This is a genomic window from Levilactobacillus sp. LN180102, assembly GCF_050106635.1.
In the GTDB taxonomy this organism is placed as follows: domain Bacteria; phylum Bacillota; class Bacilli; order Lactobacillales; family Lactobacillaceae; genus Levilactobacillus; species Levilactobacillus brevis.
The window spans coordinates 46,117-71,835 of the sequence record NZ_JBNIIX010000003.1; the positions used below are offsets into that span (position 1 = coordinate 46,117).

Genomic DNA, 25,719 nt, shown 5'->3' on the forward strand with positions numbered 1-25,719 from the left:
GCGATTGATTTGGATGGAACACTGCTAGATGATGCCGGTAGATATGATGAGTGGCGTTTTGACACAGATTGCCACTTGGCTGGTTTGAGCAATGGTCTTTCCAACCGAATAGTTTAGACCTGTTCTGGTGGCCGTTGGGCTTACAATGGTGGGAAATAGGGGGCGAGAGTCATGCCAAGTTTAACAGTTTGGGGCCAGCGGCTTGTAAAATTTGAGCTGGCTTGGCAACGACACCAACAAGTTCGGGCAATTCGGCACGCGTTACGATTAACCTTTCCACTCGTTTTCTTGGGGAGTCTTGCCACGTTCATTGACCAGGCGTGGCTACAAACAACGGGCTACTATTATCAAACCCTTCACGTTAATCATTGGTTGTTGCAATTAACGTTATTGAAGCGTTATGTTCGGCTAGTTAGTGCGGGTACCTTAGGGTTTTCAGGAATCATGGTGGCGTTTGCGGTCAGCTATTATTTAGTCGCAGACAAAACGGCGCATTCGACTGACCGGTTATTAGCCGGGGTGACGGCGGTGATTGGGATGAAATTTTTTAATGTCGATCGCGGAACCGTCTTACAGGTACAATCCATCAAGTGGTCGGCTAACAACTTAGGCTTATCGGGGATTTTATTGGGAATCTTAATGGGGGTCTTAGTCGGCAATAGTTTTCGTTGGGTGGTTCAACGGCGGACCACGCAAGAAGAACCGTTAACCCAGTCGTTGTGGCTAACCAGTATTTGGACCCTAGGAACGGCCGCGGTGGGATTGTTGTGGGTTAGTGCGCAGACGGTGAGTTTTAATGCGACCCTTATCGGATTACTGCGTTGGCCTTTTAGACTGTCACATTTTATTGTTGGACTGTGGGGGTTCAGTGCCCTTACCGGAGTGTTTGCGTGGTTAGGCATGCTGGGGCCATTAGCGACCACCGGTCAAACCGTTGAGACGGCCCAAAATTTGGCGGCGGTGTTATTACATCATGGTTGGCAGCTGCCTTATCCACTGACAGTCCATATGGTAATCAGTGTTTATGCGAATTTTGGCGGTTCAGGGATGGTGCTAGGGTTATTATTGGCTTTGTTCCTGACGCGGCCGCCGCGAGCACAACGGCGAATTGGCTGGTTAAGTGTGTTGCCGACGTTAGGCAATTTAAATGCACCATTGATGACGGGGCTACCGGTAATTTTAGATCCATTATTAGGCATTCCTTTTTTATTAGCACCATTAGCGACGATTACAGTGAGCTGGATATGTTTACGTTTAAACTGGGTTCCGGCAGTTGCTTATCCATTGGCTGCTGGGACACCGGCACCACTGTTAGCCTATTTAGGGACCGGTGGTAATTGGCGAGCGTTCGCGTTAGCATTAGTCGATTTGGCGATTAGTACCGCCATCTATTGGCCTTTCTTGAAATGGTTATGGCTGGCTGAAGCACAGGGAGGCGATGAGAAATGAAGCGACGATTGCAGGGGTCACCCGTTCTTCTAATCGTTGGGTTGTTGGTCCTATTGTGCATACCAGGCTTTTGGTGGCAACCTCACCAAGCAGCGAGTGTCCGTGCGCATTACCAAAGTGCCTTAGCCCCCGTGTTCTTGGTACCGGGATCGAGTGCCACGCAGAATCGATTCAACGCCTTAGTGAAAGAACTGAATCACGAAACGCCTAAGCCCCATAGCCTGATTCGCGTGGAAGTATTAACGAATGGGCATTTACACTATAGTGGTCATTTGCGCCACGGTGATAATTGTCCCTTTATTGTGGTGGGGTTTGAAAATCATCATGACGGGTATGCCAATATTTTAAAGCAAGCGCAATGGTTTACGATCGCCTTTAAGGAACTGCAGAAAACGTATCAATTTAATCACTTTTCGGCGATGGGGCATTCTAATGGTGGGTTGATTTTGACGCTATTTATGGAACAAGACCTAGCGGCGACTAAGGCTAAGGCCGACCGGTTAATGACGATTGCCTCGCCATTCAATTTAGAGGAGTCCGATGCAGAAGTTGATACACCGTTATTTAAACAATTGGTGGCTAAGCGTGACCAGCTCCCCAAGCGCCTATTGGTCTACTCGATTGCGGGTAGTCAAACCTTTGCTGGCGATGGCATTGTGCCGTTTGATAGCGTGAACCGTGGAAAATTTATTTTTCAGGGGCGCGTGAAAAACTTTACGCAGATCACGGTGACGGGCGCTAACGCCAATCATGCAGATCTGCCTGAGAACAAACAAATTGTCGGCCTCATTCGCCAAGACCTCCTGACGTAACTGAAGGTTTATTTCGAGCGGCATAACGTGTAAACTGAGGGTATTAGGGAATAAAACGGAGGACGTTGACGAATGATAAAAATGATTGCGCTCGATTTAGATGAGACGCTACTCAATACGGATAAGACGATCAGCGAAGAAAATGCAACCGCCTTGCGCCAATTGCATGAGGCCGGTATTAAAATTGTTTTGTGCACCGGCCGGCCCATCAATGCGATTTGGCATTACTTGGAGCAGCTGGGATTGACAACAGACGATGACTACACAATCACGTTTAACGGAGCGTTAGTGATTCAGAATTCAACTAAAGAAGCGTTGGCACAAAGTGGACTGAGCCGGAATGATTTTGAACCGTTGCATGCTTTTGCCGCGGCTAACCATTATCCGATGGATGTGCTTGATTTTGATCAGGTTTATCCGATTGCGGATCTAACACCATCGGTTTATGAGCAAATGCTTAAAGCGCCAATGAAGTTTATCCCAACGGCCTTTGCTGATTTGCCAGACCAATTATTTAGTAAAGCCGTGATGGCGACCGATGCTGCCATCTTGGATCAGGTCGTGGCTAAGTTGACACCAGAGCTTACAAAGCTTTACCACGTTGTCCGGTCACAACCCAAGATTTTGGAATTTTTGGCTGCGGATATGGATAAGGCCGTTGGATTGGGCCAGTTATTAACGCATTTTGGCTGGGATTTCAGCGATTTAATGGCGTTTGGCGATGCTGAAAATGATCTGGGCATGATTAAGGCAGCCGGTGATGGTGTGGCGATGCAAAATGGTCAACCAGCAGTGAAGGCGGCAGCTAACCATCAGACACCAGTGGATAATAATCACGCTGGTGTGGCGGCTTATTTACAACACGTGTTTCCAGAATTACTGGGATAGAGCTGGTAATTAGGCTTGTGAAATGCTAGTATAAAAAGTGTACAGCATGAATCTTAAGGAGGATTATGGTCATGAAACGTTTAATGGTGAAGATGGGATTATTGGTACTGGCAGCAGGAACTTTGGGAGGAATTGCCGCACCAAGTGTTGCTAGTGCTAAGACAAAAGCCAAACCAACGTTTACCAATACCGATTTAAAGCGTTATTACAAGAGCGCCAAATCGAAGACCGCTTTTTACTTTAAGACCTACAAGTCATCTGGCAAGACCGGGACATTGTTGATCTTCGGCGATTTTAATGGTGCTAACGCGAATGTGAAGTATGGCGTGCCAAGTTCTATTAAATTAAGTAAAAATAAGCGGACGTTAACGACTAAGTACAAGCTGATTGAATTTAAAACAAAAGATAATAAGACAACGACGTCCTTGTCTAAGAAAAACTATACGTTTAAGTTGGCCAAGAAGACCAGTACGACGTTTAGTACGAAGGTTTATGGCACGAAGCTTAACCGTCGATTAGCGACATCGGGTAAGAGCTATACGTATACCAAGACTAAGACGAGTCCAGCTTCTGCCTATGCTAAGAAGTATGTGAAGCCAGTAATGTTGAAGAAGTACACGGAGGCTTTTAACAGTGCTTCAACATTAACGGCAGCACAAAAGAAGGCCTATGCAACTGAGTATACTAACACGGCTGTAAAAACGATGATTAGTAATTTCAATTACAAGGCATAATAAAAACACGACCTTTAACGGGTCGTGTTTTTTAGTGGGCCTAAGCGGCAAAAATACGAATTGCTCGGTAAATGTTATATAGATAGAGCACGACAGATAGTAGCACCAAAGCCGCGCCAATGATTAAGCCGCTACCGGCTAAGAAGCGACCGTTAACAGAGGTGAAGAGTGATATGCCACCGATGCTAAAGGCTAAGACGATGAAACAAATGAATGGCAGTAATTGCAAGATCAATGCGTGCCGTGCTGAGCGGGTCACGTCGGGTGCCAATTGGGTGAAAGCTGCCGTGATTAACACCAATAATGGAAAGCCGACTGGCATAAAGATAACGCTCAAATAACTTAAACCATTGATGACCCGATGTTCGGACTGAACTTGTGGTTGCATAGTGGTCCCCCCTTGCGTAAAGTTAATAAGTTAAGTTTACGGGATTTCAGCGTGGGCGTAAAGAAAAACGATTAGACTGACAGAATATTAAAAACCATTGCTCGACTTTAAATAGCAGAGCAATGGTTTTTGATAATGAGTTAGTTTTCTTTGAATAAGTTGGTCAGGTAGTCCATGAAGACTTTCAGGTAACGATCTTTGTCGACCATTACAGCGACCTTGACGTTAGTTGGTTCGTTCAAACGGTTGTCATCACCGATAGTTCGGCCATAAGTTTCCTTATTGGTGTTGACGACCATATTGAGATCAATCGTTGTCACAAAGCTAGGGTCTAACGCTACCCCAACGGCTAATGGATCGTGCAGTGCACAGCCACCCAAGTTGTCGTTAAATTGCTTGTAGGCTTCGATGTAGTAGTCCACGATGTCAGCAAACTTTTCACCAGACGTCGTACCTAAATCACGCCATTGTTGGGTTTCTTTCTTAGTCAACAAAGTCCGTAGCGTAACATCTAGGCCAACCATCGTTGAGTGGAGTGGGCTAGTGAGGACGGCGTTAGCGGCTTCGGCATCTTGGTTAATGTTTGCTTCGGCGAAACGGGTTACGTTACCTGGCATGGTTAAAGCGCCGCCCATGAAGGTCATGTTGCCCATTTCTGTGGCAATTTCTGGGGCCTTCTTCAAAGCAGCAGCTAAGTTAGTCATTGGGCCGGTTGGAACCAACGTTAGGTCTTTACCATATTGGTGAACGGCATCGATTAAGAAGTCAACACCGGATTCACTTTCGATAGCACGCGTTGGTTCAGGCAGGTCAACTTCACCAATCCCATTTTGACCGTGAATGTTGGCACTGACTTCCATCCGATCAAAATGATCGGAGGTTGAAGAATGACTTTCACCTAGATAGACGGGGATGTCAGTGTGACCTAACAGTTCCAAAATCTTTAGTGCGTTCTTGCCACCTTCTTCGATAACCACGTTACCGTAAGAACCGATAATCCCAATCAAATCTACATCAGGTGCACCCAGTGCGTAAGCGATTGCGAGAGAATCGTCAATCCCAGTATCTAAGTCTAAAATCATTTTGCGTTTTGCCATGATAATCTTGTCTCCCCTTTAATCCAGAATTAGTTAAAAGCCTCTCTCTACTATAATGTAACGGGTTACATTTAGCAAGCTCACCCCGTCACCAAGTTGAAGCATTTGACCGTTCAGGGTAAGATAGGAACCGAATTAATCCGTTGATAGCAGGAAAGGGACGACACCATGACCGATAAGGAAGCCATTAAACCACTAAAAAAACGATTTCACTACCATAACCACTTATTAGACGATGCCACCAAAGAGATGAATGAGTGGACCGGGGAGAATAAGGTGGTTGAAATCCACCTATTCCAGATGTTCTCATCCGTCTTTAAGCACCACGATCATGACGAGGCTGAAGCGCTTTTCATTGTTGGAACTCGAGAAACGACGCCGTCTTTAGAGGCAGTATCGGCTGCACCAGTCAAGCCATGGCTATTTTCCCGTGTGTTTGCATTGTTGGGTGCTAGTTTCTTCTTACTAGCGATGCTCTTCTTAGTCTTTCGGAGTAATAATGCGGTTCCAGGGATGATTTTCATTGGCTCATTAACTGTGCCATTTTCGTTACTGGTCATGTTTTTCGAAATGAATGTTTTCCAGAATATTTCGGTTTACCAACTGATGACCGTATTTTTGGTCGGTGGGATCTTATCGCTGGTTGCGACGATGATTTTGTACTCATTAATTCCCTCTGGCAATGGCGTTTCATGGGAATCGGCCCTAATTGTGGGCTTTATTGAAGAAACTGCCAAAATGTTAGTAATTGCTTATTTTATCAATCAATTTCATTTGAATTATATTTTTAATGGATTATTAGTCGGCGCCGCAATTGGCGCAGGTTTTGCCGTATTTGAAACGGCCGGCTACACGGGTCAATACGGACTAGTGACACTATTAATGCGCAGCTGGCAAGCAATAGGGACTCACACGATTTGGTCCGCCATTATGGGTGCTGCAATTATTTTGGCCAAAGATCGGCATCAGCCCGTCACGGGGAGCAACATGGTGGCACCGAAATTTTTACGTTTCTATTTATTGGCGGTCGCACTGCATGCTATTTGGGATTGGAATGCCCCCTTTGCCTTGTTAGATATTCTTTATCTCCAGCAATGGGTATTAATTGCTATTGGCTGGATGGCCATCTTTGTGTTGGTCAATGCGGGGTTACGGGAAGCACGCACTTTACAAGGCCAGCGGATTTTAAAGAATACTCAGTTAGGTGGGTAAAGGGCCCGAATAATCAGTGCGTCTAACGCGGGATTCTCATGTAGCAGGGAATGTTGTGTGTTCCAAACGGGACCGGCATAACGCCGGAAATGGTAATGGACGCCGCGTTGGGCAACCAAGTGTGCAAGTGGGGTCACGGTCGCTACAGGAACCTCGCTATCATTATCCAAAGCACCAATCGTGCCGGCTAGATTAAGCCAATTACAGCTAGGGGTAACGCGGCGTAAAGGTGTTCGCTCCGGAAAGTCAGCGCCAATTGTCACAATTCGGCGAACGGTTACCGGGGCTTGTGACCGGTTATTGAGATAGTCATAGATAATGGTGCCGCCCGAAGAGTGACCGACAACGTTAATGTGATTAATCCCATAACGGCGGTGGAGTTGGTTTAAGACAACGAGCAACTGGCGCGCTTGTCGTTGGGGATGTGTGTTATCTTTAAAGATGATCGGAACCAATGGATTATTTGCCCGAATAGCGTGCCGTTGTTGCCAAGAGACGCGGCCGGCAAAAGAAACGTGGGCTGTGAGCGCAAAGGTGGCCAGATGAGGCCGGTTAAGACTGGTGACCATGCTCCGAAGTGACAGCCATCTGCCACTGCTTCCGGGTAAAAAAATTGTTGCGGTGGTGGTTTGGGGAACGCGAACGTGAGTTAAGACCGACCAACGGTGGTTCCACCAAGTACAGAGACCTAAGAGAACTACGATGGTGGTCAAGAGAACCGTTAAGCGACGTCGATGAGCCATGGCAAACACCTCCTTAAGGACAGAATAGAATGGAGTAAATGAGAATGACAGAAACATACGATATAACCATTATTGGTGGCGGCCCAGCGGGAATGTTTGCGGCCTTTTACGCGGGCATGCATAACGCCAAGACCCAACTGTTAGAAAGCCTAAGTGAACTGGGCGGGCAGGTTAATGCCCTCTATCCAGAGAAGACAATTTTAGATGTGGCGGGGCTACCGGCTATCAATGGACGCGATTTGATTAAGGCTCAGCGTGAACAACTGACCCAGTTCCCCCTGACAATTAAGACGGGGCAGGAAGTAACTAATGTGACCGCTAATGAGGTCGGATTTACCGTGACCACAGATGCCGGGACCACGCAGACTACAGCGATTATTGTGGCCATTGGTAATGGCGCATTTGCACCACGTCCCTTAACTGTTCCCGGTGCCGAAGCCGCAACGGGAAAACAATTGGTCTACAGCGTTCCCCGACTGGCCGATTTTCAAGATCAGACGGTGATGATTGCCGGTGGTGGTGATGCGGCGATTGATCAGGCCTTGATGCTGGAACCGGTCGCCAAGTCGGTGACGTTACTCCATCGTCGTGCCCAATTTCGAGGATTGGCACATATGGTAGATTTATTGTACGCCTCGACGGTAGCAGTTAAAACACCATACTTGATTCGTGAGGTCGCACCAACGGCGACGGGGCAACTCAAGGTGACCTTGAAGGAGGTTGGTTCACAGACAGCCACCGCCGAACAAATTGTGGATAAGCTTGTCGTGAGCTATGGCTATACGTCAGATCATCACGCCTTAGCTGGCTGGGATATTGACTTAGCGGAAACCCGTAACCTGATTAATGTGTCACAAACCATGGAGACCAGCGTTCCCGGCATTTATGCAATTGGGGATGGCGTCACCTATCCTGGTAAGCAACCCTTAATTGCGACGGGCTATGGCGAAGCGCCAGTGGCCGTTCAGTCAATTATGACACAGTTCTTCCCAGATCGGCGGGGACCCATGCACAGTACGTCGCTGACACCTCAATCATAAAACAAAGTGTTAAAAACTCAAAGAAGCTGTTCGCCAGATCATGAGATCGAGCGAACAGCTTCTTTATTAATGGTCATGTCTATTTGCCACTGGTATCGTCTTGATTGGTAATCTTGATCCGGTTGGAATCCGTTTCTTTATGATTCAATTCTGGCGCATCAGTTTGGTAAAGAGACTGTGTTGATTTATCACCATTACGGGAGAACAGACTAGTTGACTTTAGTCCCAACTTTTTCTCCAATTTTTCGGCTTTTTGTAGGCCGTCAGAGTAGTTATAATCTGAGGCATCTACGGTTTTGAAGCCACTAGGATGGTAGAATCGTAGCAGATTCTTTTGGTTCAGTGAATCGGAATCGTTGAGACCTTGGTTAACGTGTTTCTGAATAGCCGCGATCTTCTTTGCTAGTTTTCCAGTCGGGTGAATCTCTTGTTTGGTGCGATTACTGTAAATGGTGTCATCAATGGACGTATAGCCCGGGCTGACCCAATCCCGATTTCGAAAGGCAACTACGGGATTATGTTCGCTGGAGAAAAGATCAGTTCCAAATTGAATGTACTTCTTGGAATTAATGCCCATCAGATGGAGCAGTGTTGGTAACACGTCGATCTCGCCACCATAGGTATGCTCAACTTTACCCTTCGTATAGCCAGGCATATTGAACATCAGTGGCACGCGTTGAAGTTGGGCGTTATCATAATCATTCCAATCATCGGGATTGACACCCAGCAACTTTGCTAAACTCTTATTTGATGAGTTAGAGATCCCATAATGATCCCCATAAATCATGACTAAAGAATTCTTGGCGAGGCCGGATTTATCAAGATAGTGGTAGAATTCCTTGATGGATTGATCCAAGTAATGAGCGGTCTTAAAGTAATTATCAACCGTCTTATCACCAGTATTCGGTGTTTTAAAGCTGGAATCTTCCTTATCTAAAGTAAACGGGAAATGGTTGGTGACCGTTAAATACTTCACGTAGAATGGCTGCTGGAGATGTTGCAGGTATTTGACGGAATCACTAAATAGTAGCTTGTCTTTTAGCCCGTAACCCAAAGCTTTGTCGCCTGATGTATCGAAGTAACTGGCGTCGAAGAAGTACTGATAACCCAGGTTTTTGTAAGTGTTACTCCGATTCCAGAAACTCGCGACATTTCCGTGGAAGACAGCGGTCGTGTATCCAGATTGATCGAAGATTGCGGGGGCCGCTTGGAAGGTATTGTCATTTCCCAGTTGGGTAAATAATGAACCTTGTGAGAGACCATAGGTGCCCGTTTCAAGCATGGTTTCAGCATCCGAGGTCTTCCCCTGACCAACTTCATGGAAGAAGTTATCGAAGCTGTAGGTGGCCTTACTCTTATAGAGTTTATTTAGGAAAGGTGTGACTTCTTGACCGTTGACCTTTTTGTTAATCAGGAACTGTTGGAAACTTTCCAAGTGAATGACAATGACATTTTTCTTTTTAGCAACGCCGAAGAGTTGTTTGTTCGGGGCGGCATAGTTCTTGTGGACATATTTGAGAATACCGCTTAACTCTGATTTTTTGGCGTGAGAGCGCAATTCACTGGTGTGCTGGGACTTAATCCCATCGTAAACGGTAAAGGCGTCTAGGCCTAAGTATTTGACGACATAGGTCCGGTCAAAGGTCCGAGTCAGCAACTGGGGCCGATCCATCTCGCCCATAGTCAAGTTAACGGTGAATAGGAGTAAGGCTGATGAGGTGACCGCAAAGCCAACCCGTTTATTAACTGGACGAGGATCAATGTAGATACGACGAGTCGCCATCAGAATTAACACGATCACTAAGTCCAACCAGTATAAGATATCGTGTGGCGACGTTAAGGCGAGTGAACTACCAGAGAGGCCCTGATCAACCTTGGAATAGCCGAGCACCGTGCTGACGGTCATAAAGTCAGTAAACTCCCGGAAATAAATGACATTTATGTAGAGGAGTAAGGTATTAAGAATATCAATGAGAAACAGGAACGGGTAAAAGAACCGGGCCCGTTTGAAATATAACGCCAATCCAAATAACAATAACGTCGTCGCAATCGGATTGATGAGAATAATCAAGAATTGAAACGGGTCACTGAGATTTAGATTGAAGTCGACGAAATAGGCGACCAGCGTTTTGGCCCAGAATAAAAAGACCATAAGCATGACAAAGCCCATTCGGGTCCCGGTCCGCGCCCATAATTTTTTGAAACGTTCCACGTGTTTTCGCTCCTTCATATACGGTTAAGTAGTCTCATTTTACCATAGTGTTTTACTAGAAACCGACTAGTCCATCATAATAACATGCTATCTATCCTAACAAACTCAGGGCGCGTCAGCGTTAGAGACTGACAAGTTTAGGAAAACTTTAAGGCCCGATAGCGAATTGTAACCGCTATCCACTGAAACTTTGGTACACTAGAGGTAATTTAGATGAGAAAGGTGTGACAAGCAATGGCAAAGCAACTGAACTTATATGTGGTGCGTCATGGTCAAACGTATTTTAACATTTATAATAAATTACAAGGATGGAGTAACTCACCACTGACAGAAGCTGGAATTGCAGATGCCCAAGCGGCGGGGGAACGACTAAAAGCGATTCCGTTTGCCGCGGCTTATTGTAGTGATACCACCCGTGCCGAACAAACGGCTAAAACAATTTTGGCGGCCCAGACCCAACCGGCACCACAGTTGGTTACGGCCCCGTTCTTTCGAGAAGAATTTTATGGGTACTATGAGGGAACGGATATGGCTCAGGCTTGGTACGTTGCTGGCGCGCCACATGGGGTGCCAACTTTTAAGGCCATTGAGGCCCGGTATTCGATTGGTAAGGCGAAGGATTTCTTAAAGGAAGCCGATCCCTTTCACCAAGCTGAAAACAATGCTGAGTATTGGCAACGGGTGGACCAAGGGTTTGATCTGATTCGTCAAAATCCGGCGTTGCAAGATGGGGATAATGTCTTAATGGTTAGTCATGGCAATACCTTACTTAGCTTAATGGAACGCTATGGCCAAGGGAAATATGATTTGAGCGAACGACCAGCCAATGGTAGTTTGACCCAATTGTTGCTGACACCGGATGATATTCAGGTTGTTCGCTACAATCAAAAAGATTAGAGACGAGGAAATGTTGATGGATATTAAATGGACTTGGGGTAAGAAAGATGCATGCTATGAGGACGCCTTGGCAATTCGTAAGGCAGTCTTTATTGGCGAGCAAGGGATTGATCCGCGCCTGGAGCTTGATGGGACGGATGAAGATAAGATGCATTACGTTGGCTACGTAGATGGCCAGCCAGTAACGACCGCCCGGATTGATATGCTGGCAGGCAACCGGGTCAAAATTCAACGGGTGGCAACCGTCGCGAGTGCTCGACAGCATGGCTATGCCGGTGAGCTGATTAAAAGTATCATTGCGGATGGTCAGCGTTCTGAAGTGGCCCATATCGAGTTGGATGCGCAGTTGACGGCGCTCCCGTTTTATCAAGAACTGGGTTTTGTCCCGGTGGGTGAACCCTTTGAAGAAGCTGGTATTCAGCATAGAACCGTTGAATATCGCGGGTAAGTATGATCAAAGAGTCAATTCTAAAAAAGGTGATCTCAGAATTGTTATAATTCCGGGATCACCTTTTTTAGAATATTTGGAGACAAAAGAAAATCCGTTACGATAAGCCACTATGCTTATCCGCAACGGATTAATTTTAACGTTCAGATGAATTCATGAGGTGTTAACTGAACGATGTCATAATTAGTCAGCGTCAGCAACCCGTGCATAACCAACAGCATGCCACCAAGGTGCGTGAACGGCTTCGCGAACAACACCGCGGTTTTGGGCATCGATCATTTTACCGTTACCAATGTACATACCAACGTGAGAGATGGACGCTTTGCTACCACCAAAGAAGACTAAGTCACCCTTCTTGATGTTCTTGTAGCTAACATGATCTAAAGCATTGTATTGTGCTTGGGCAGTACGAGGAAGGCTAACGCTAGCACCTTTCTTGTAGATGTAGCCGGTAAAACCAGAACAGTCAAAAGCGTAAGGACCAGTTGCGCCATACACATAGCTAGCACCTAAATGAGATTTAGCAACCTTGTATACAGAGCTAAATGATGTTGTGCTGGCAGCTGAAGCAGTGGTTGTGTTGCTAGCGTTAAATGCGATAAACCCAACAAAAACTAAAATCATCGATGCGATTACTTTACTAACTTTCTTCATCCTAATAAACACCCCTCATGAATTTTACAAGTACTAGCGTACCAATGTAATATGACAAAAGTGTAACAAGCCAGTTTCAATGGCGTTAAATGTCTTAAACAAAACGTTACTTTTGCCCAATGTCTTGCATGTGGGGTAGAATAATTGCTATTATCTAACATAGTTGGTAACTTAGTTAACAAATAAGTGATTGGAGGGGGAGACGACCATGGCTGAATTTACAAATGAAATGCGAAAATTCTTTGATATTCAACGCCTAGTTTTTCGTATCGGGGAACTGTCAGCAATGACGGATGTATCCGCACGACAGTTACGCTACTGGGAGAAGAAGGGGTTGATTGCGTCTCAGGCGCGCGAAGATGGCCAGCAGGCTCGCGTATATACGTTTAAAACGTTTGTGCAGGTGTCGATGATTAAATATTTCCTAGATGAAGGGTATACGCTGGAAGCGGCCAGCCACCAAGCACGGAGTCGCCAAGATCGGATGAAGTACATTCATCGATTTATTTCATCAGGCTTACAAGGGTTTGCAACAGTTGATGGGCAAATGGCCATTAACCTGGGAGCATTTGACGCAGACCAGACGCTGATGGCTATCTTGCCGGAATCAGGACCCACGCAATATCGCCTCTTTCCCAATGATGAGGCGCAACGAATGACGCAGGCGGCACCTAACTGAATGCTATGAGTAAGCGAGATAAGCAAACGGCTTGTCTCGCTTTTATGTTGGTCAGAGCTTTGAATAACGTTTCGTACAATTGTGATAAATTTTGCTTGAATATATCTGTTAGATACATTAGACTGGTTAATGTCGTAAGGAGGGGTCAGGATGTATGAACTTTTTGTACTAGGTCAGCTAATGGATCAGCCAATGACAGGCTATCAGCTACGCAAGGCCTTAAAATTTATTGTTGGGGAAGAGCAGACGGTTAGCTACGGTGTTTTGTATCCGCTACTAGATAAGTTAAAACAGCAGCAGCTAATTAAGCAAAATGCAACAGCTAATGCAACTCGATCCCAGAAACAAGCAGAAATCACAGCGGCCGGGCGACAACAGTTCCACGATTTGGTCTTAGAGCCCGTGACCATTAATAAGCAGACACAGCTCACTTTTCAAATCAAATGCCGTTTTTTACATTTATTAACGGGTGATGAGCAGCAACGCGTATTGAAAGACTTTCAACAGTTTAGCCAATTTCAATTGGCAAATTTAGAAGAAACACAGCGCTACTTAACGGATAGTCCCCGAATGGTGGCGGAAGACGTGATTGATGCTGACCGGCTTAATACGTTGCAGTTGATGCGAGCTCAAGTTCAGGATGATTGGATTGCTGAGCAACTGGCACAGCTAACTGAGGAGGAATGAACATGGCACCTAAAACCTTTGCAGATGATCCACGGATTCAAAAACGACGGTGGTGGATTCTAGTGGCAGTCTGTCTCTTTACGTTCATGTCAACGTTAGATGCCAGTATTGTTAATATTGCGTTACCCGTTATGAGTACGGATTTGAGAATACCTATGAATCAAGCCGAATGGATCGTTTCCATTTATTTAATTGTTATCTGTGCCCTGTTACTTTTGTTCGGTAAATTAGGGGATACCCGGGGCAAAATTCGAATCTTCAAAATAGGCTCAGTCTTGTTTATATTGGGATCATTGTTATGTGGTTTTAGTGTAGGCTTGCCGTTACTTCTGGTCGCCCGCTCAGTTCAGGCTGTTGGTGCGGCGATGACGATGGCGACTAGTAACGGTATCATTACGGAGGTTTTTCCATTCAATGAACGAGGGCGAGCATTGGGTACGATCGGATCTTTCGTGGCCTTGGGGAGCATTGCTGGTCCCGGAATCGGTGGATTAATTTTAGCCCATCTAAGCTGGGGATATATCTTCTGGATTAATGTGCCCGTCGGTATTGTGGCATTCATGGTTGGTCAACGGATCTTACCGCAGGATATTACGCTGACACATGCTTCCGTTGATATTGCTGGTGCCAGTCTGTTTGCAGTGATGATGGTGAGCCTCTTTGCCGCGGTTTTCATGGGTCAAGAGATTGGATTCAACCGACCGATTATTTGGGGATTATTTGTGGTTGGTATTGTCACAATGGTTAGCTTTATTCGCTTAGAGTTGCAGGTGAGCGACCCCATATTGGCCTTACATTTGTTCAAGAATACCCGGTTTAGTGTCAGTGTACTCTGTGCCTTTCTGATTTTTGTGGTTAACTTCTTTTTTAATGTTATCGCACCATTTTACTTAGAAAATGCGCGGGGGATGGCAGCTAACTATGCGGGCTATGCATTAATGACATTTCCCATTGTCCAAGTTGTGGTCGCACCAATCGCTGGGAGTATTTCCGATAAGATTGGTCCGGAGTTGCTTACCTTTATGGGATTAATCTTGATTGCGATCAGTCAGGTGGGCTATATGTTGACGACATTAGCGACTCCTTTGTGGCTTTTCATGTTCTTTATTGGACTCGTGGGGTTGGGCAATGGTATCTTCATGGCCCCCAACAATTCGATTGTTATGAGTTCGGTTCCTGTTAAGGATTTAGGCGTGGCTGGTGGGGTGAATGCATTAGCGCGCGAGCTCGGAATGGTGATCGGTATTTCGGTGGCAACCACCGTTTTGTTTGCGGCGATGAGCCGGGCTGCTAAGCGCCAAGTGACAGCTTATTTACCAGCTCACCCGGCCATTTTTATTACCGGGATGCACGTGGCCTTTTTAGTCTCGCTAAGTATCTGTTTAGTAGCCACGATAATCACTGGGTGGCGGCTCTTAAAGCACGCAACTCAAGCTTAATGGACACAAAAAAGATCCCGATTCGAGATATTGTCGAATCGGGATCTTTTTACCTATTATTTTTCATCATGTGTCGTGTCATCAGTTGATTTCAATGAACGATCAGCACGACGTTGACGGCGGAAGCGATAAGGCTTTTGCGCCGGAATAACAACGGACAGCTTGCCGAAAGCCGCGGCCATGATTGGTAACGTCAAATTAAAGATGATTGCCGTGAAGATGGTAATCAACGTGACGGCGGTTAACGTTTGGGATTCAGCAGCTAACAGGCCCAATACGCCAGCAATGATAATGAAGAGAGAGTGGCGCATCGTTTGACCAACATCCTTCAAGCCAGGCAATAACCAGTCCATTAACGGTGCTTCATTCAGACGGAAACTCAGGGCTAATTGCGTGAGTTCAACGACACCGAGAACGGTAACCGGAACAAAGGCCAACAGGGGCACCTGCCAGTTGAAGTCGCCGTTTCCAGTTAACCATTTCATGATGAGGTGAGTTAATTGGTAACTAGCGGCAACCGAAGCTAGGAAGGTCAAGAACCAGTAGCCAGCCTGGAGAAGCGAACGGCTGAAGAGGATGACCAGTAGCAGCGTGATGCCAAAGACTAGCAATAAGACGCGTGGTAAGTCATGTTGATACTGGTTTTGAATAGTGGCAGTGACAACGGGTTGACCGGCAAAGGTTAGCGTTGCATTCTTTAGGACGGTTCCCCGCAGTTGAGCCTTGGCCACTTGGCGTAGTTGCGTCAAGGTCTTAGCCGTTGTTTGTGCATTAGGGGCTTGCTTGAGCGTAATGGTCAGGTAAGTGGACTTAACCTTCTCATCCGTGAAGTTAGTCAGGGATTGTTGGAAATCGCCGCTAGCAATTTGGGTCGGTGAGAGGTAGAGTGACTTCGCTGCTTCAGAACTTTGTAAGCCATCTAAATACAAGTAGATCTTATTCGTGGTTTTTTGCATGTTGATGACTTGCTTACGTGAGTTGTTGAGGCTATCGTTAACTGCCTTCAAGCCAGTCGCGTAGTTACTCAAGTTGGAATGTGCCGCGGTAGCACTCGTATTCGCTGTATCAATACCATTAGATAGGCTGGTTAACGTACTGAGTGCGGTGGACAATTCGGTGTTCACTTGATTTAACTGTTTAATGTAACTCTTGGCTGCCTTGGATGAACTGGAACCAGAAGCTGATGATTTACTAGAAGCACTTTGAATCGAGCTTTGTAATGTGCTGCTATCGCTTACCAGACTATTAGTCTTGCTCGTCAATTTCTGGAGTCGTTTAATTTCGGCCTTAAGTGCTTTTTGACGAAGATTAACACTATCAGACTTCAAGTCATTACGGACAGTCTGTAACTGACCAGACACACCGGTCAGTTCATTATCAATCGAACTGAGTTGGCTGGAGACATAGTATTGCGTGATGGGTTGACCACCAGGCTGGGTGACAGAAGTTACCGAAGCAACTCCCGGTTGTGCCCGCAGTTTCTTGGTTAAATTATCCAACTGGAACAGTTGGTTTTGATTATCTAAACGTTGACTAGTCTGAAGATAAAGTGTCACAGGTGTCGCTTTACCTTGACCAAAATGAGCACTGAGAACCCGAGCACCCTGCACGGCTTGGTTATTTGAAATATCGGTCGCATTATCATAGCTGAGTTGGCTACGATAACTATAGGCAAATGGGCCAATCAAGTAAGCAACTACCAAGATAGCGACCCATGGTTGCCACATCCCGAAGCGGGCCAGTGTATGCCACATCTTGTGATCACGCAACTGTGGCCGTGTTTTCTTGGGCCAGAAGAGGCTATTACCCAGCATACCGGCAAAGACGGGAACTAAAGTGACACTGGCAATCCCAGTGATGGCAAAGCCAATTCCCAATAGCCCGTAAGCCCGAATCGTGGAGAAATCAAAGAGCATGAGACTACCAAAGGCGAGAGTCAGGCTCAACGTACTAATGAGCACCCGATAGCCTAGATTTTGGATAACCTGACTCGTTGCCGCCTGACTTTCCATTCCATCATCGATGTGATTACGTAAGTCACGATAGAACCAGAAACTGGTCAGCAAGGTAAAGAGGCTAATCCCTAATAATAGGAAAATGGGGGTGTACTCAGAGTACGCAAAATTCCAGTGATAGGCTAAGTTAGTTGCCAAACTCAATGTAGAGATATAACTAATTAAGATGGCTAAGAAGGTAATAATTGGCGCGATGATTGAGGCAAATAAAATGCCCATGGCAACTAAAGCAACGAGTAGCGTCATTAGAATGACGATTAAAGTAAATGACGAAATGTGCTCGTTAGCTGCATCACTCACAATTTCTGGACTGGTAACGTAAGTGTTTAGTCCAATTGTCGCAATCTGATCTTTCAATTGAGACGTAATTTGCCGCACTGTACCTTGGTTATGGCTAACAGCTAACTGGACAATCTCGGTTGATTTGTCCTTAGAAAATAATTGCGGTTTGCTGGTGGGCGTGTTAGTCATCGTGGTGATCTTTTGAATCCCATAATAGCTGGAGCGTTTCTGCAATTGGGCCACTGACTTATTAATGGCCGCCAACTGTTTGTTGGTTAAGGCACCGTCAGGGTTGTTATAGACCGCGTTGACCGTGTACGTTCCGTTTAAATTGTGACCCCAAGTGTTGCGAATTTGGGATGCTTTAACGGGTTGACTCGTATTCGCCAATTGTGGTTGACTATCGTATTGAATGATAGTGTTGACGTTTGGTAAGGTTACAATCGCCGCAAAAATCACGATCAACCAGAATACGAGTGCAAAAATTCGATTATGGTGAAGCTTACTAATCCGTTCTCGCATAAGTAATCTGAGTCCTCTCTATGTATCAAATCTCCCGCCGTGCAAGCAGGGTACAATCCACTCTCAATTCTACCATATTGAGGCGACTTGGGGCCGTTTTGTGCCCGATTTAAGAAAGTTTAAGAAACTCTTTAGTTGCCATAAATGCTGAAACTGCTACAGTAGAACTTATTTGTATTCCACAAAAAGGGAGAGAACCAAAATGGCAAAGCATCATCAGCGTTATCATAGTCCCTACGCAGCAATGTTAACTGAACAACGTTACGCCTTTGCGAATCAGTTGGCCGACCAAACGGGCCTAGATCCAAGTCAAATTATGTTTGGTTACTTACAGATAACCGCGGCTGTTCCGACGACATTACCAGTGTTACCACGACAAAAAGAAATTGACCGCCGCTTTCAGGCTTTTTTAACGGATGCCCAAGCCGCTAATCATTAACTGTTGAAACGCTTACATTTATATGGTTTAATGGAGCTGTTCTTGATGTTTCCGATCTAATCAAAGGAGTGGTTAAGATGACCAGAGTTGCAATCGTTACAGGTGGTGGCCAAGGAATTGGCGCAGGTATCGTTAAGCAATTAGCAGCAGATGGGTTACAGGTTGCTGTCGCTGATTTGAATGAAGAACACGCGAAACAAGTGGCTGAGGAAGTTGGTAATGGTGCCCAAGGGTATTTTGTCGACGTTTCTAAAAAGCAAACGGTCTTTGATTTAGTTAAGGCCGTTGTGGCGGATATGGGCCACTTGGATGTGATGGTCAACAATGCTGGGATTGCCAAGATTGCACCGGTTACTGAAACCACGGAAGAAGATCTTAGTCAGATTCTGGACGTTAATGTTAAGGGGGCTTTCTTTGGGATTCAAGCAGCGGCAGCGCAATTCAAAGCCCAAGGAACGGGCGGTAAGATTATCAGTGCATCGTCGATTGCCGGCCACGAAGGCTTTGAAATGTTGGGGGCTTATTCAGCAACCAAGTTTGCGGTTCGAGGATTAACGCAGGCGGCAGCTAAAGAACTAGCCAAAGATCACATTACTGTGAATGCTTATTGTCCAGGGATTGTCTTGACCCCAATGTGGGACGAAATTGACCAAAAGATGGCGAAAATTTACAATGTGCCAGAAGGGGAAACCTTGCAGAAGAATATTGACAGCATTGCGTTAGGACGAGGTGAAGAACCTGCTGACGTTGCCAATTTAGTGTCATTCTTAGCTGACAAGAAGTCTGATTACATCACCGGACAAGCCATCATTGTTGATGGTGGGATTAATTTCGCTTAGAATAGATTAACCGGATAAAGATCGGGGCGGTCATCGCGATGCGGTGCCCGCTCTTTTGACTTTTACGTTAACCTAGGAGGATGGTAACTGTGTGTACAAGTATTTTACAAATAGCCAAAGATGGGAGTCATATTTTGGCGCGCACGATGGATTGGCACGTCTTGGCGGTGCAACCACTGTTTGTACCGCGTGGCTACCAATGGGAGAGTGTGTATGATAATCGGGTGCACACAAACCGTTATGCCATGATTGGTGGCGGTGGGGCCCACCATCATGAGATTGACGTGTCCGATGGGGTTAATGAGATGGGACTGAGCGTCCAGAAGTTAACCTTTGCCAATGGATCACAGTTGGTGGACGAGCCGACACCGGGGCGAGTTCAGTTGGCGCCCTATGAATTTTCTTTCTATTTACTGGGTCATTACGCGTCAGTGGCAGATATTGAAGGGCATTTGGATGAGATTCAATTGATGACCAACCGGTACGCCGTTAACGACATTGGTCACGCTGAGTTACACTTTGCGGTGGTCGATCGAACGGGTCGTACAGTTGTGATTGAACCCACGCATTTTCCACTACGGGTACGGGAGAATCCCTTGGGGGTTGTTACTAATAGTAAAGATTTTGATTTACAGTTAGAGCGTTTGGGACAATACGTTAACTTTACCGAGGCGTTTAAACAGGGAAAGGTCCCCCTTAATACGCCACGCGTGACTACAGGAAAGTTCTCTGGTAAGCCAGTACCATCCGGTTCCTTTACCCCGGGCGGGCGGTTTGTTCGCGCAGCCTACTACAAAGAACGCGCCGACATTCCGGTTGATGAAACGACCGGAATTATCAGCGCGTGGCATTTGTTAGATAGTGTGACGGTGCCACAGAGTCATCAGTATCGACCGACGTATTCCGTGTACCGAGCAGCGACCGTTTGTGAATCGCTGACGTATTATTTTCAACCTTATAATCGGTTAGATCTGGTTCAGTTGACTTTAACGCCGGAAATGTTATCGTGGACGGCCCCTAAATTTTATCCAGTTGCCAATGACTTACAGACGACAGTCCTAAATTAAAGCAAGTACCAGAGAATGTTGGCCGTGATTAAGCCGACTAGTATCCCGCGATGTAGGCGTGGATGAAGCATGATAATTGCCAAAAACTCGCGTGCCCATGCAGCCGGCAGGTAGCCCCGGCGCGTTGGGGCCGGATAGCCACCCAAGCGTAAGCCCAACTGACTTGCTAGGTGCTCCGCACGGAAGAGATGGTAATTATTGGTGACAATGACGACCCGGCCACCTTGGTGGGGGAGTTGACTCCATAAACGTTGACTGTAAAGTAAGTTAGTTAACGTACTGGTTGCGTGATTTTCCTGAATAATACGCTCCTGTGGCCAACCGTGGTTAACTAAGTAGGTGGTCATTGCTTCAGCTTCGGTAAGGTGTTCATCGGGCCCCTGACCGCCGGTGACAATTAGCGTAGTGGGCGTTGACTGGCGGTGCGCTAATTTTAGTGCCGCATCTAGTCGGTTGGCTAACGTACGGCCAATCTGACTGCCGTGGCGAAGGCCGGCACCGAGAATGACGATTGTGTCAGCCCGCCGTGCACGCCAAACATTTGCTCGTAAATAGCCAATAATACTTGCGCCAAAAAGAATACCCAGGTAAATGCTGAAAATGGGGATGAAGCTGAGCCAGGGCCAAAAGCTGTCGGCGAAGTTTGATTCCCGAAGAAGGGCAATTATCCAGCCAAGGTCTAGGAGTAGCCATAACCAGATGCCACCTAGTAAAATGGGCGTGAGGCGTTCGCGTTTGCGAAGAACTTTCTGTGGAGCCAGTAAAATCAACAGCAACAGGTCTAGCCCACTGAAAGCAACGACACCAATGAGGACCCAGCCGATGTGGGCCACCCATTGCCACGCTGCATGATGAGAGAAACTGGCTAGTAGGATTAGCAATCCACCACTGAGACACGTGACTACGGCACTAGTTAGTCCGCGTGGTTGCCAAAAGGTCAGCAGAATTGAGAGGCAGAGTAAGAATAGACTCGCACTAATCAGCATGTCGGGTCCTCCTTTCATAAAAGTTAAGTTTTTTTGAGAGTTTCATCAATTGAACCTATGCGGTCAGAAACTCGGTATAATAAGTCTATTATAACGGAAAACGGAGGGACTTGGGTGCCTAAACATCGAAGAAAGTCACGTAAAAAAACCAACAGCCCCGTCACGGCCACGTGGATTTTTGTTATTGTCCTGTTGGTGCTAGGCGGTGGCTTATTGATTCGGGGAAAAATAAAAACAGAGATTCAATCAACACGAATTAATCAGACCAGTAGCCAAACTACTGATGGTGAAACGGCGGCCCAACAAAAGTTTATTAAGAAAATGGCAGCCCCTGCAGTCCGCGTTTATCAGCAAAATGGCCAGGTATTACCCAGCATCGTGATTGCTCAGGCAATCCTAGAATCTAGCTGGGGAACGTCGGGACTATTCTTACAAGCCAATAATCCGTTTGGGGTGAAGGGCGCCTATCAAGGAAGCTCGAAGTCCTTCCCAACAACAGAATACGTAAATGGTAAAAAAATTACAGTTCAGGCTAATTTTCGTAACTATCCAAATCTAACGGCGGCCATTTTGGATCATGATGCGTTGTTGAAGAAGAGTTATTTTAAGCAGACCGTTACGGATTATAAAACGGCAGCTAAACTCTTACAAAGTAATGGTTATGCGACAGATCCCAAGTATGCCAAAAAGCTGGAAAATGTGATTGCAACCTATAACCTAAATCAGTATGACACATAAACACAAACCCCCAGCTCGCTAGACTAATCAGCGAGCTGGGGGTTATTTGTCGCTAGGTAATTCTGAGAAATTGAGAGTAACGCTCACTCGACTTGAAGACAACCAATGTTAGTTTTCGTTGTAGTAGCGTGCCAAATCATAGAGGGTTTTGGCTAAAGAATCAATGGAGCGGGTAGGACTTTGGTTAGCGAATAAGATGACACCGGTTTTGTTGCCTTCTGAACCATAAAGAATGTTGTTATAACCGGCACCAGATAAGGCGCCGCGAACCCGCTTGATACCACCACTGTAATGATACAGCCCGCCGGCATAACTGAGTTTGTAGTCATTCGCCAAGTCGTAGTACTGTGACTTAGTTAGAATCTTACCATTGCGTAGGCCTTTTTGGATGGTGTAATAGTCACTCGGCGTGGCGTAATAATTACCGGCTCCTAATAGGGATGACATCAATTTTTGGGAAACGTTTTGGGCGACATTATCCTGACCATTGCTGTAACGATAGCCGTTGGCAACGGTACTGGTACTGGGGAGCTTATTCCAAGCGTACGTATGGGTTAACTTTAAGGGTTTAATGATCCGATTTTGAATCAGCGTGTCATAGTTTTGTCCGGTAACCTTCGAGGCTACGGCGGCCAATAATGTGTAATTGGCATTGGTATACGTGAAAGAGGTATCGCCAGAAACTTTCAACTGGGCCAAGGTGTAGTTGAGCTCAGCCGATTGTGTGTTGAGTACGGCAGACGGCGCGGTTTCATCCATGTCAATGCCAGAACGATGATTCAATAACTGGCGTAGCGTAATGTTTTTACTATTGGTGACACTCGGGTAGTAACGACTCAGCTTGTCATTTAGTGACAATTTTTTGCTGGCAGCCAATTGTTCAATGATGGCCCCTGTCATGACTTTTTGTAAAGAAGCCAATGGGAAGAGTGTCGTGTTAGTATTGGCAAGCTTGGCCGTTGCATCGGCACTGCCCACACTAACGTGGCTTGCCCCGGTGGCGTAGTTGTTAAATAGCATGGCGTTACCTTGAAAATGTGACTTTTTCAGCAAGGCAGCGGCGTTTTGGGAACGACTATATTTTTGCAGGGCCGCTTGATCGACCCACCCAATTGCTTTGCCATACCAAGAGAACTGCGCAAAGCTTGAGCCATTGGAGAGCTTGGCCACCTTAGTGACTTTAACGAAACGATGTTGCCAATCCTTTCCACTAGCGTCGCGGGTCTTGGCTGAACGTTGGGTATAATAGGGCGCATAGTAATAGATCCCATCATTACGCGTTCCTTGGTTGTTAAATCGCGCATTGTAGCTGGTGTTTTGCGTACTGGTAATTGTCAAATAACTTTTGGCTTCGGCCGGTTGGGTGGATAATAGACCACCAGCAACACAGAGCCCGCCTAAAATAAACCATAGCTTCTTCATAAAATCCCTTTCCCTCTTTTTAATGTCCTCATGGTAACGCGGCTTAGTTGCGAACAGGTAACAGAAGCGTAGCGTTTTGGTAACTTTTTTAATAACTTGGGAAAAATGGTGTGAAATAACACCGACTGCCCCGCGCCTGACTTACGGAAAATTAGTAGAATCAATCGCAAGTTAATGGGGAATATGGTACACTAAATCCAGCAAAAATTAATATCTGAAGGAGCTGAAGCAAGCATTGTTACACTTTTTGGGTCAATTGTACGGACCGTTCTTTGATCTCCATAATTGGGAAACTGTGATTACCTCAGGCGACGATTGGCTGATTATTTTTTCATTGGTCTTAATTGAGTGCCTTTTGTCAGTTGATAATGCCGTGGTTCTAGCCGCACAGACACAGTCGTTACCTACTCGTGAGCAGCAGGAAAAGTCGTTGTTCTACGGTATTTGGGGGGCTTATTTTTTCCGGTTTGTTATCATTGGATTGGGAACGTATTTGATTCATTTCTGGGAAATTAAAGTCATTGGTGCATTATACCTATTGTACTTGGTCTTTCAATTCTTTACCCGGACCCGAGTCAAGCATACCCGTAAGTTAGCTTCAGAGAAGAAGCACCGATGGTTGCCCTTGTTTTGGGCCGTCGTGCTTCAAATTGAAATGATGGATATTATTTTCTCGGTGGATTCAGTCTTAGCATCGTTAGCTATTTCGTCTAATCCAGTCATTGTGCTAATCGGGGGATTGATTGGTATTCTAGCCATGCGGGGAGTCGCCGAAGTTATTATGCGCCTCATGCAGAAGATTCCGGAGTTGGAACCAATGGCCTACATCTTAATTGCCTTGATTGCTGTGAAGCTCTTTATTTCAATTCCAGCGATTGATATTGAGATTCCAGCCACCTTGTTTGGGTTGCTGGTAGTGGGGGCAATTATTGTGACCCTGATTATTCATGTTATCCGCCGGCGCACAACAACTAAAAAAAATTAAACTGATGGACTACGAGTTGTTCGTAGTCCATTTTTTCGTCGTCCCGGTAACGAGTTAGTGGCCGGTTCATGGTATGATGGAGGCAATCAAAAACGGGAGGCAGTGCTTATGCAAATCGGATTTATTGGAACGGGTGTTATGGGAACAGGGATTGTCGGGAACTTGTTGAATGCCGGACAAAAGGTTGTTGTGTATAACCGAACCAAAGCGCATGCTCAGGCCGTTCTGGATGCGGGTGCTACTTGGGCGGAAACACCACAAGCGGTCGCTGCTAAAGCGGATATCATCATGACCATGGTTGGCTATCCGCAAGATGTTGAAGACGTCTATACCCGAGAGGACGGTATCTTTGCGGGGGCTCGACCAGGAAGTATCGTCGTGGATATGACAACAAGTACACCGGCGTTGGCTGTTAAATTGGCACAATTGGCGCACGATCATCAATTGCTGGACTTAGATGCGCCCGTGTCAGGTGGCGATGTTGGGGCCAAGCAGGCGACACTGACGATCATGGTTGGTGGTGACCAGGATGCCTACGAGCGTGTCTTACCAGTCTTTCAGCAGTTGGGGCAACGTGTACATTATTTTGGTGACGCTGGGAAAGGGCAACATACGAAGATGGCCAATCAAATTATGATTGCCGGGACAATGACCGGGTTAACCGAGATGTTGGTTTATGCGAAAGCAGCCGGCCTTAATTTGTCAGATGTGTTAGCAACGCTTAGCAGTGGTGGCGCTGATAACTGGAGTATGGATAACTACGTGCCACGAATCTTAAAGGGCGATTACACGCCAGGCTTTTTTGCTAAGCACTTCTTAAAGGATTTACGGATTGCCTTACAGGAAGCTGATCGAATGGGCCTAGATTTGCCAGCAACGAAACAAGCAAAGCTACTGTATGAAGCCATGGTGGATGACTATGATTTGGGTAATGATGGCACTCAGGGGTTAATCAAGACTTATGAACAACATTAAGGTGTTGGTGATTGATAGAATGTGGGGCAAATCGGTCGCTTAACGTAGGGATCGCGGGTATAATACAATT

25 protein-coding genes are annotated in these 25,719 nt (G+C 46.1%); 17 read left to right on the forward strand and 8 right to left on the reverse strand.

Annotated elements, in window-relative coordinates:
- Nucleotides 1–171: 171 nt before the first annotated feature.
- The 4 genes from ACP4IT_RS02700 to ACP4IT_RS02715 all read left to right on the forward strand — a co-directional run bounded on the left by ACP4IT_RS02700 (nt 172) and on the right by ACP4IT_RS02715 (nt 3,883).
- Nucleotides 172–1,449 carry a PTS transporter subunit EIIC gene (locus ACP4IT_RS02700; protein WP_011668437.1) on the forward strand — a complete coding sequence of 426 codons (1,278 nt, stop codon included), beginning with the start codon at nt 172–174 and terminating at the stop codon, nt 1,447–1,449.
- Nucleotides 1,446–2,261: an alpha/beta hydrolase gene (locus tag ACP4IT_RS02705; protein WP_015474170.1), complete on the forward strand. Its 816-nt coding sequence runs from the start codon at nt 1,446–1,448 to the stop codon at nt 2,259–2,261. The genes ACP4IT_RS02700 and ACP4IT_RS02705 overlap by 4 nt, the downstream gene beginning before the upstream one ends.
- A 72-nt stretch (nt 2,262–2,333) precedes the next feature.
- Nucleotides 2,334–3,149: a Cof-type HAD-IIB family hydrolase gene (locus tag ACP4IT_RS02710; RefSeq protein WP_011668435.1), complete on the forward strand. Its 816-nt coding sequence runs from the start codon at nt 2,334–2,336 to the stop codon at nt 3,147–3,149.
- A 71-nt stretch (nt 3,150–3,220) separates the two neighbouring features.
- Nucleotides 3,221–3,883: a hypothetical protein gene (locus tag ACP4IT_RS02715; RefSeq protein WP_047020926.1), complete on the forward strand. Its 663-nt coding sequence runs from the start codon at nt 3,221–3,223 to the stop codon at nt 3,881–3,883.
- Nucleotides 3,884–3,923: 40 nt separating this feature from the next.
- On the opposite strand, the gene ACP4IT_RS02720 is transcribed toward ACP4IT_RS02715, so the two are convergent.
- A complete protein-coding gene (locus ACP4IT_RS02720) occupies nt 3,924–4,271 on the reverse strand; it encodes a hypothetical protein (protein ID WP_011668433.1) in 348 nt (115 codons plus the stop codon).
- 140 nt (nt 4,272–4,411) lie between these two features.
- Nucleotides 4,412–5,368, reverse strand: coding sequence for a nucleoside hydrolase (locus tag ACP4IT_RS02725; RefSeq protein ID WP_021741534.1), 957 nt, complete (start codon nt 5,366–5,368; stop codon nt 4,412–4,414).
- 168 nt (nt 5,369–5,536) lie between these two features.
- Here ACP4IT_RS02725 and ACP4IT_RS02730 point away from each other — a divergent pair, with 168 nt between their 5' ends.
- Nucleotides 5,537–6,580: a PrsW family intramembrane metalloprotease gene (locus ACP4IT_RS02730; protein WP_011668431.1), complete on the forward strand. Its 1,044-nt coding sequence runs from the start codon at nt 5,537–5,539 to the stop codon at nt 6,578–6,580.
- Here ACP4IT_RS02730 and ACP4IT_RS02735 read toward each other — a convergent pair.
- Nucleotides 6,565–7,323, reverse strand: coding sequence for an alpha/beta hydrolase (locus ACP4IT_RS02735; protein ID WP_011668430.1), 759 nt, complete (start codon nt 7,321–7,323; stop codon nt 6,565–6,567). The two genes, ACP4IT_RS02730 and ACP4IT_RS02735, sit on opposite strands and share 16 nt — an antisense overlap.
- 44 nt (nt 7,324–7,367) lie before the next feature.
- Between ACP4IT_RS02735 and ACP4IT_RS02740 the strand changes: the two genes are divergently transcribed.
- Complete coding sequence (locus ACP4IT_RS02740) at nt 7,368–8,363, forward strand: NAD(P)/FAD-dependent oxidoreductase (protein WP_156646289.1); 996 nt, start codon at nt 7,368–7,370, stop codon at nt 8,361–8,363.
- Between the two features lie 79 nt (nt 8,364–8,442).
- Here the strand turns inward: ACP4IT_RS02740 and ACP4IT_RS02745 are convergent, their stop codons facing one another.
- A complete protein-coding gene (locus ACP4IT_RS02745; RefSeq protein ID WP_286012387.1) occupies nt 8,443–10,533 on the reverse strand; it encodes an LTA synthase family protein in 2,091 nt (696 codons plus the stop codon).
- Nucleotides 10,534–10,809: 276 nt separating this feature from the next.
- Here ACP4IT_RS02745 and ACP4IT_RS02750 point away from each other — a divergent pair, with 276 nt between their 5' ends.
- Nucleotides 10,810–11,472 (forward strand): histidine phosphatase family protein, encoded by a 663-nt coding sequence (locus ACP4IT_RS02750; RefSeq protein ID WP_011668427.1) that lies wholly within the window; start codon nt 10,810–10,812, stop codon nt 11,470–11,472.
- Nucleotides 11,473–11,488: 16 nt separating this feature from the next.
- Nucleotides 11,489–11,920: a GNAT family N-acetyltransferase gene (locus ACP4IT_RS02755; RefSeq protein WP_011668426.1), complete on the forward strand. Its 432-nt coding sequence runs from the start codon at nt 11,489–11,491 to the stop codon at nt 11,918–11,920.
- Nucleotides 11,921–12,103: 183 nt separating this feature from the next.
- On the opposite strand, the gene ACP4IT_RS02760 is transcribed toward ACP4IT_RS02755, so the two are convergent.
- Complete coding sequence (locus ACP4IT_RS02760; RefSeq protein ID WP_011668425.1) at nt 12,104–12,574, reverse strand: C40 family peptidase; 471 nt, start codon at nt 12,572–12,574, stop codon at nt 12,104–12,106.
- A 208-nt stretch (nt 12,575–12,782) separates the two neighbouring features.
- Between ACP4IT_RS02760 and ACP4IT_RS02765 the strand changes: the two genes are divergently transcribed.
- The 3 genes from ACP4IT_RS02765 to ACP4IT_RS02775 all read left to right on the forward strand — a co-directional run bounded on the left by ACP4IT_RS02765 (nt 12,783) and on the right by ACP4IT_RS02775 (nt 15,379).
- Complete coding sequence (locus ACP4IT_RS02765) at nt 12,783–13,253, forward strand: MerR family transcriptional regulator (protein WP_011668424.1); 471 nt, start codon at nt 12,783–12,785, stop codon at nt 13,251–13,253.
- A 150-nt stretch (nt 13,254–13,403) separates the two neighbouring features.
- A complete protein-coding gene (locus ACP4IT_RS02770) occupies nt 13,404–13,940 on the forward strand; it encodes a PadR family transcriptional regulator (protein WP_011668423.1) in 537 nt (178 codons plus the stop codon).
- A gap of 2 nt (nt 13,941–13,942) precedes the next feature.
- Entirely contained in the window at nt 13,943–15,379 is a 1,437-nt protein-coding gene (locus ACP4IT_RS02775; RefSeq protein WP_426855162.1) for an MFS transporter, read from the forward strand.
- A 56-nt stretch (nt 15,380–15,435) separates the two neighbouring features.
- On the opposite strand, the gene ACP4IT_RS02780 is transcribed toward ACP4IT_RS02775, so the two are convergent.
- The gene (locus tag ACP4IT_RS02780) at nt 15,436–18,198 is read right to left on the reverse strand and encodes an MMPL family transporter (protein ID WP_426855163.1); all 2,763 of its coding nucleotides are present in this window, start codon (nt 18,196–18,198) and stop codon (nt 15,436–15,438) included.
- A gap of 202 nt (nt 18,199–18,400) precedes the next feature.
- On the opposite strand from ACP4IT_RS02780, the gene ACP4IT_RS02785 reads away from it, so the two are divergent.
- From ACP4IT_RS02785 to ACP4IT_RS02795, 3 genes are all read left to right on the forward strand, one after another.
- Nucleotides 18,401–18,637 (forward strand): hypothetical protein, encoded by a 237-nt coding sequence (locus tag ACP4IT_RS02785; protein ID WP_011668419.1) that lies wholly within the window; start codon nt 18,401–18,403, stop codon nt 18,635–18,637.
- 77 nt (nt 18,638–18,714) lie between these two features.
- On the forward strand, nt 18,715–19,476 hold the full coding sequence (locus ACP4IT_RS02790; protein ID WP_011668418.1) for an acetoin reductase: 762 nt from the start codon (nt 18,715–18,717) through the stop codon (nt 19,474–19,476).
- Nucleotides 19,477–19,565: 89 nt separating this feature from the next.
- Complete coding sequence (locus tag ACP4IT_RS02795) at nt 19,566–20,543, forward strand: linear amide C-N hydrolase (RefSeq protein ID WP_141268054.1); 978 nt, start codon at nt 19,566–19,568, stop codon at nt 20,541–20,543.
- Here the strand turns inward: ACP4IT_RS02795 and ACP4IT_RS02800 are convergent.
- Nucleotides 20,540–21,529: a YdcF family protein gene (locus tag ACP4IT_RS02800; RefSeq protein WP_181406912.1), complete on the reverse strand. Its 990-nt coding sequence runs from the start codon at nt 21,527–21,529 to the stop codon at nt 20,540–20,542. The two genes, ACP4IT_RS02795 and ACP4IT_RS02800, sit on opposite strands and share 4 nt — an antisense overlap.
- Nucleotides 21,530–21,643: 114 nt before the next feature.
- Between ACP4IT_RS02800 and ACP4IT_RS02805 the strand changes: the two genes are divergently transcribed.
- Nucleotides 21,644–22,267 (forward strand): glycoside hydrolase family 73 protein, encoded by a 624-nt coding sequence (locus ACP4IT_RS02805; RefSeq protein WP_011668415.1) that lies wholly within the window; start codon nt 21,644–21,646, stop codon nt 22,265–22,267.
- Between the two features lie 108 nt (nt 22,268–22,375).
- Here the strand turns inward: ACP4IT_RS02805 and ACP4IT_RS02810 are convergent, their stop codons facing one another.
- Nucleotides 22,376–23,689 carry a serine hydrolase gene (locus tag ACP4IT_RS02810; protein WP_015474152.1) on the reverse strand — a complete coding sequence of 438 codons (1,314 nt, stop codon included), beginning with the start codon at nt 23,687–23,689 and terminating at the stop codon, nt 22,376–22,378.
- 235 nt (nt 23,690–23,924) lie between these two features.
- Here ACP4IT_RS02810 and ACP4IT_RS02815 point away from each other — a divergent pair, with 235 nt between their 5' ends.
- Nucleotides 23,925–24,674: a TerC family protein gene (locus tag ACP4IT_RS02815; RefSeq protein ID WP_015474151.1), complete on the forward strand. Its 750-nt coding sequence runs from the start codon at nt 23,925–23,927 to the stop codon at nt 24,672–24,674.
- Nucleotides 24,675–24,731: 57 nt separating this feature from the next.
- On the forward strand, nt 24,732–25,649 hold the full coding sequence (locus tag ACP4IT_RS02820) for an NAD(P)-dependent oxidoreductase (RefSeq protein WP_015474150.1): 918 nt from the start codon (nt 24,732–24,734) through the stop codon (nt 25,647–25,649).
- Nucleotides 25,650–25,719: the final 70 nt, after the last annotated feature.

Coding starts and splice junctions, on each gene's coding strand:
- ACP4IT_RS02710 (WP_011668435.1), top strand. CDS start 2,334: ATGATAAAAATGATTGCGCTCGATTTAGATGAGACGCTACTCAATACG.
- ACP4IT_RS02775 (WP_426855162.1), top strand. CDS start 13,943: ATGGCACCTAAAACCTTTGCAGATGATCCACGGATTCAAAAACGACGG.
- ACP4IT_RS02765 (WP_011668424.1), top strand. CDS start 12,783: ATGGCTGAATTTACAAATGAAATGCGAAAATTCTTTGATATTCAACGC.
- ACP4IT_RS02770 (WP_011668423.1), top strand. CDS start 13,404: ATGTATGAACTTTTTGTACTAGGTCAGCTAATGGATCAGCCAATGACA.
- ACP4IT_RS02800 (WP_181406912.1), bottom strand. CDS start 21,529: ATGCTGATTAGTGCGAGTCTATTCTTACTCTGCCTCTCAATTCTGCTG.
- ACP4IT_RS02740 (WP_156646289.1), top strand. CDS start 7,368: ATGACAGAAACATACGATATAACCATTATTGGTGGCGGCCCAGCGGGA.
- ACP4IT_RS02700 (WP_011668437.1), top strand. CDS start 172: ATGCCAAGTTTAACAGTTTGGGGCCAGCGGCTTGTAAAATTTGAGCTG.
- ACP4IT_RS02715 (WP_047020926.1), top strand. CDS start 3,221: ATGAAACGTTTAATGGTGAAGATGGGATTATTGGTACTGGCAGCAGGA.
- ACP4IT_RS02745 (WP_286012387.1), bottom strand. CDS start 10,533: ATGGGCTTTGTCATGCTTATGGTCTTTTTATTCTGGGCCAAAACGCTG.
- ACP4IT_RS02810 (WP_015474152.1), bottom strand. CDS start 23,689: ATGAAGAAGCTATGGTTTATTTTAGGCGGGCTCTGTGTTGCTGGTGGT.
- ACP4IT_RS02760 (WP_011668425.1), bottom strand. CDS start 12,574: ATGAAGAAAGTTAGTAAAGTAATCGCATCGATGATTTTAGTTTTTGTT.
- ACP4IT_RS02785 (WP_011668419.1), top strand. CDS start 18,401: ATGGCAAAGCATCATCAGCGTTATCATAGTCCCTACGCAGCAATGTTA.
- ACP4IT_RS02790 (WP_011668418.1), top strand. CDS start 18,715: ATGACCAGAGTTGCAATCGTTACAGGTGGTGGCCAAGGAATTGGCGCA.
- ACP4IT_RS02705 (WP_015474170.1), top strand. CDS start 1,446: ATGAAGCGACGATTGCAGGGGTCACCCGTTCTTCTAATCGTTGGGTTG.
- ACP4IT_RS02780 (WP_426855163.1), bottom strand. CDS start 18,198: ATGCGAGAACGGATTAGTAAGCTTCACCATAATCGAATTTTTGCACTC.
- ACP4IT_RS02730 (WP_011668431.1), top strand. CDS start 5,537: ATGACCGATAAGGAAGCCATTAAACCACTAAAAAAACGATTTCACTAC.
- ACP4IT_RS02735 (WP_011668430.1), bottom strand. CDS start 7,323: ATGGCTCATCGACGTCGCTTAACGGTTCTCTTGACCACCATCGTAGTT.
- ACP4IT_RS02725 (WP_021741534.1), bottom strand. CDS start 5,368: ATGGCAAAACGCAAAATGATTTTAGACTTAGATACTGGGATTGACGAT.
- ACP4IT_RS02750 (WP_011668427.1), top strand. CDS start 10,810: ATGGCAAAGCAACTGAACTTATATGTGGTGCGTCATGGTCAAACGTAT.
- ACP4IT_RS02720 (WP_011668433.1), bottom strand. CDS start 4,271: ATGCAACCACAAGTTCAGTCCGAACATCGGGTCATCAATGGTTTAAGT.
- ACP4IT_RS02755 (WP_011668426.1), top strand. CDS start 11,489: ATGGATATTAAATGGACTTGGGGTAAGAAAGATGCATGCTATGAGGAC.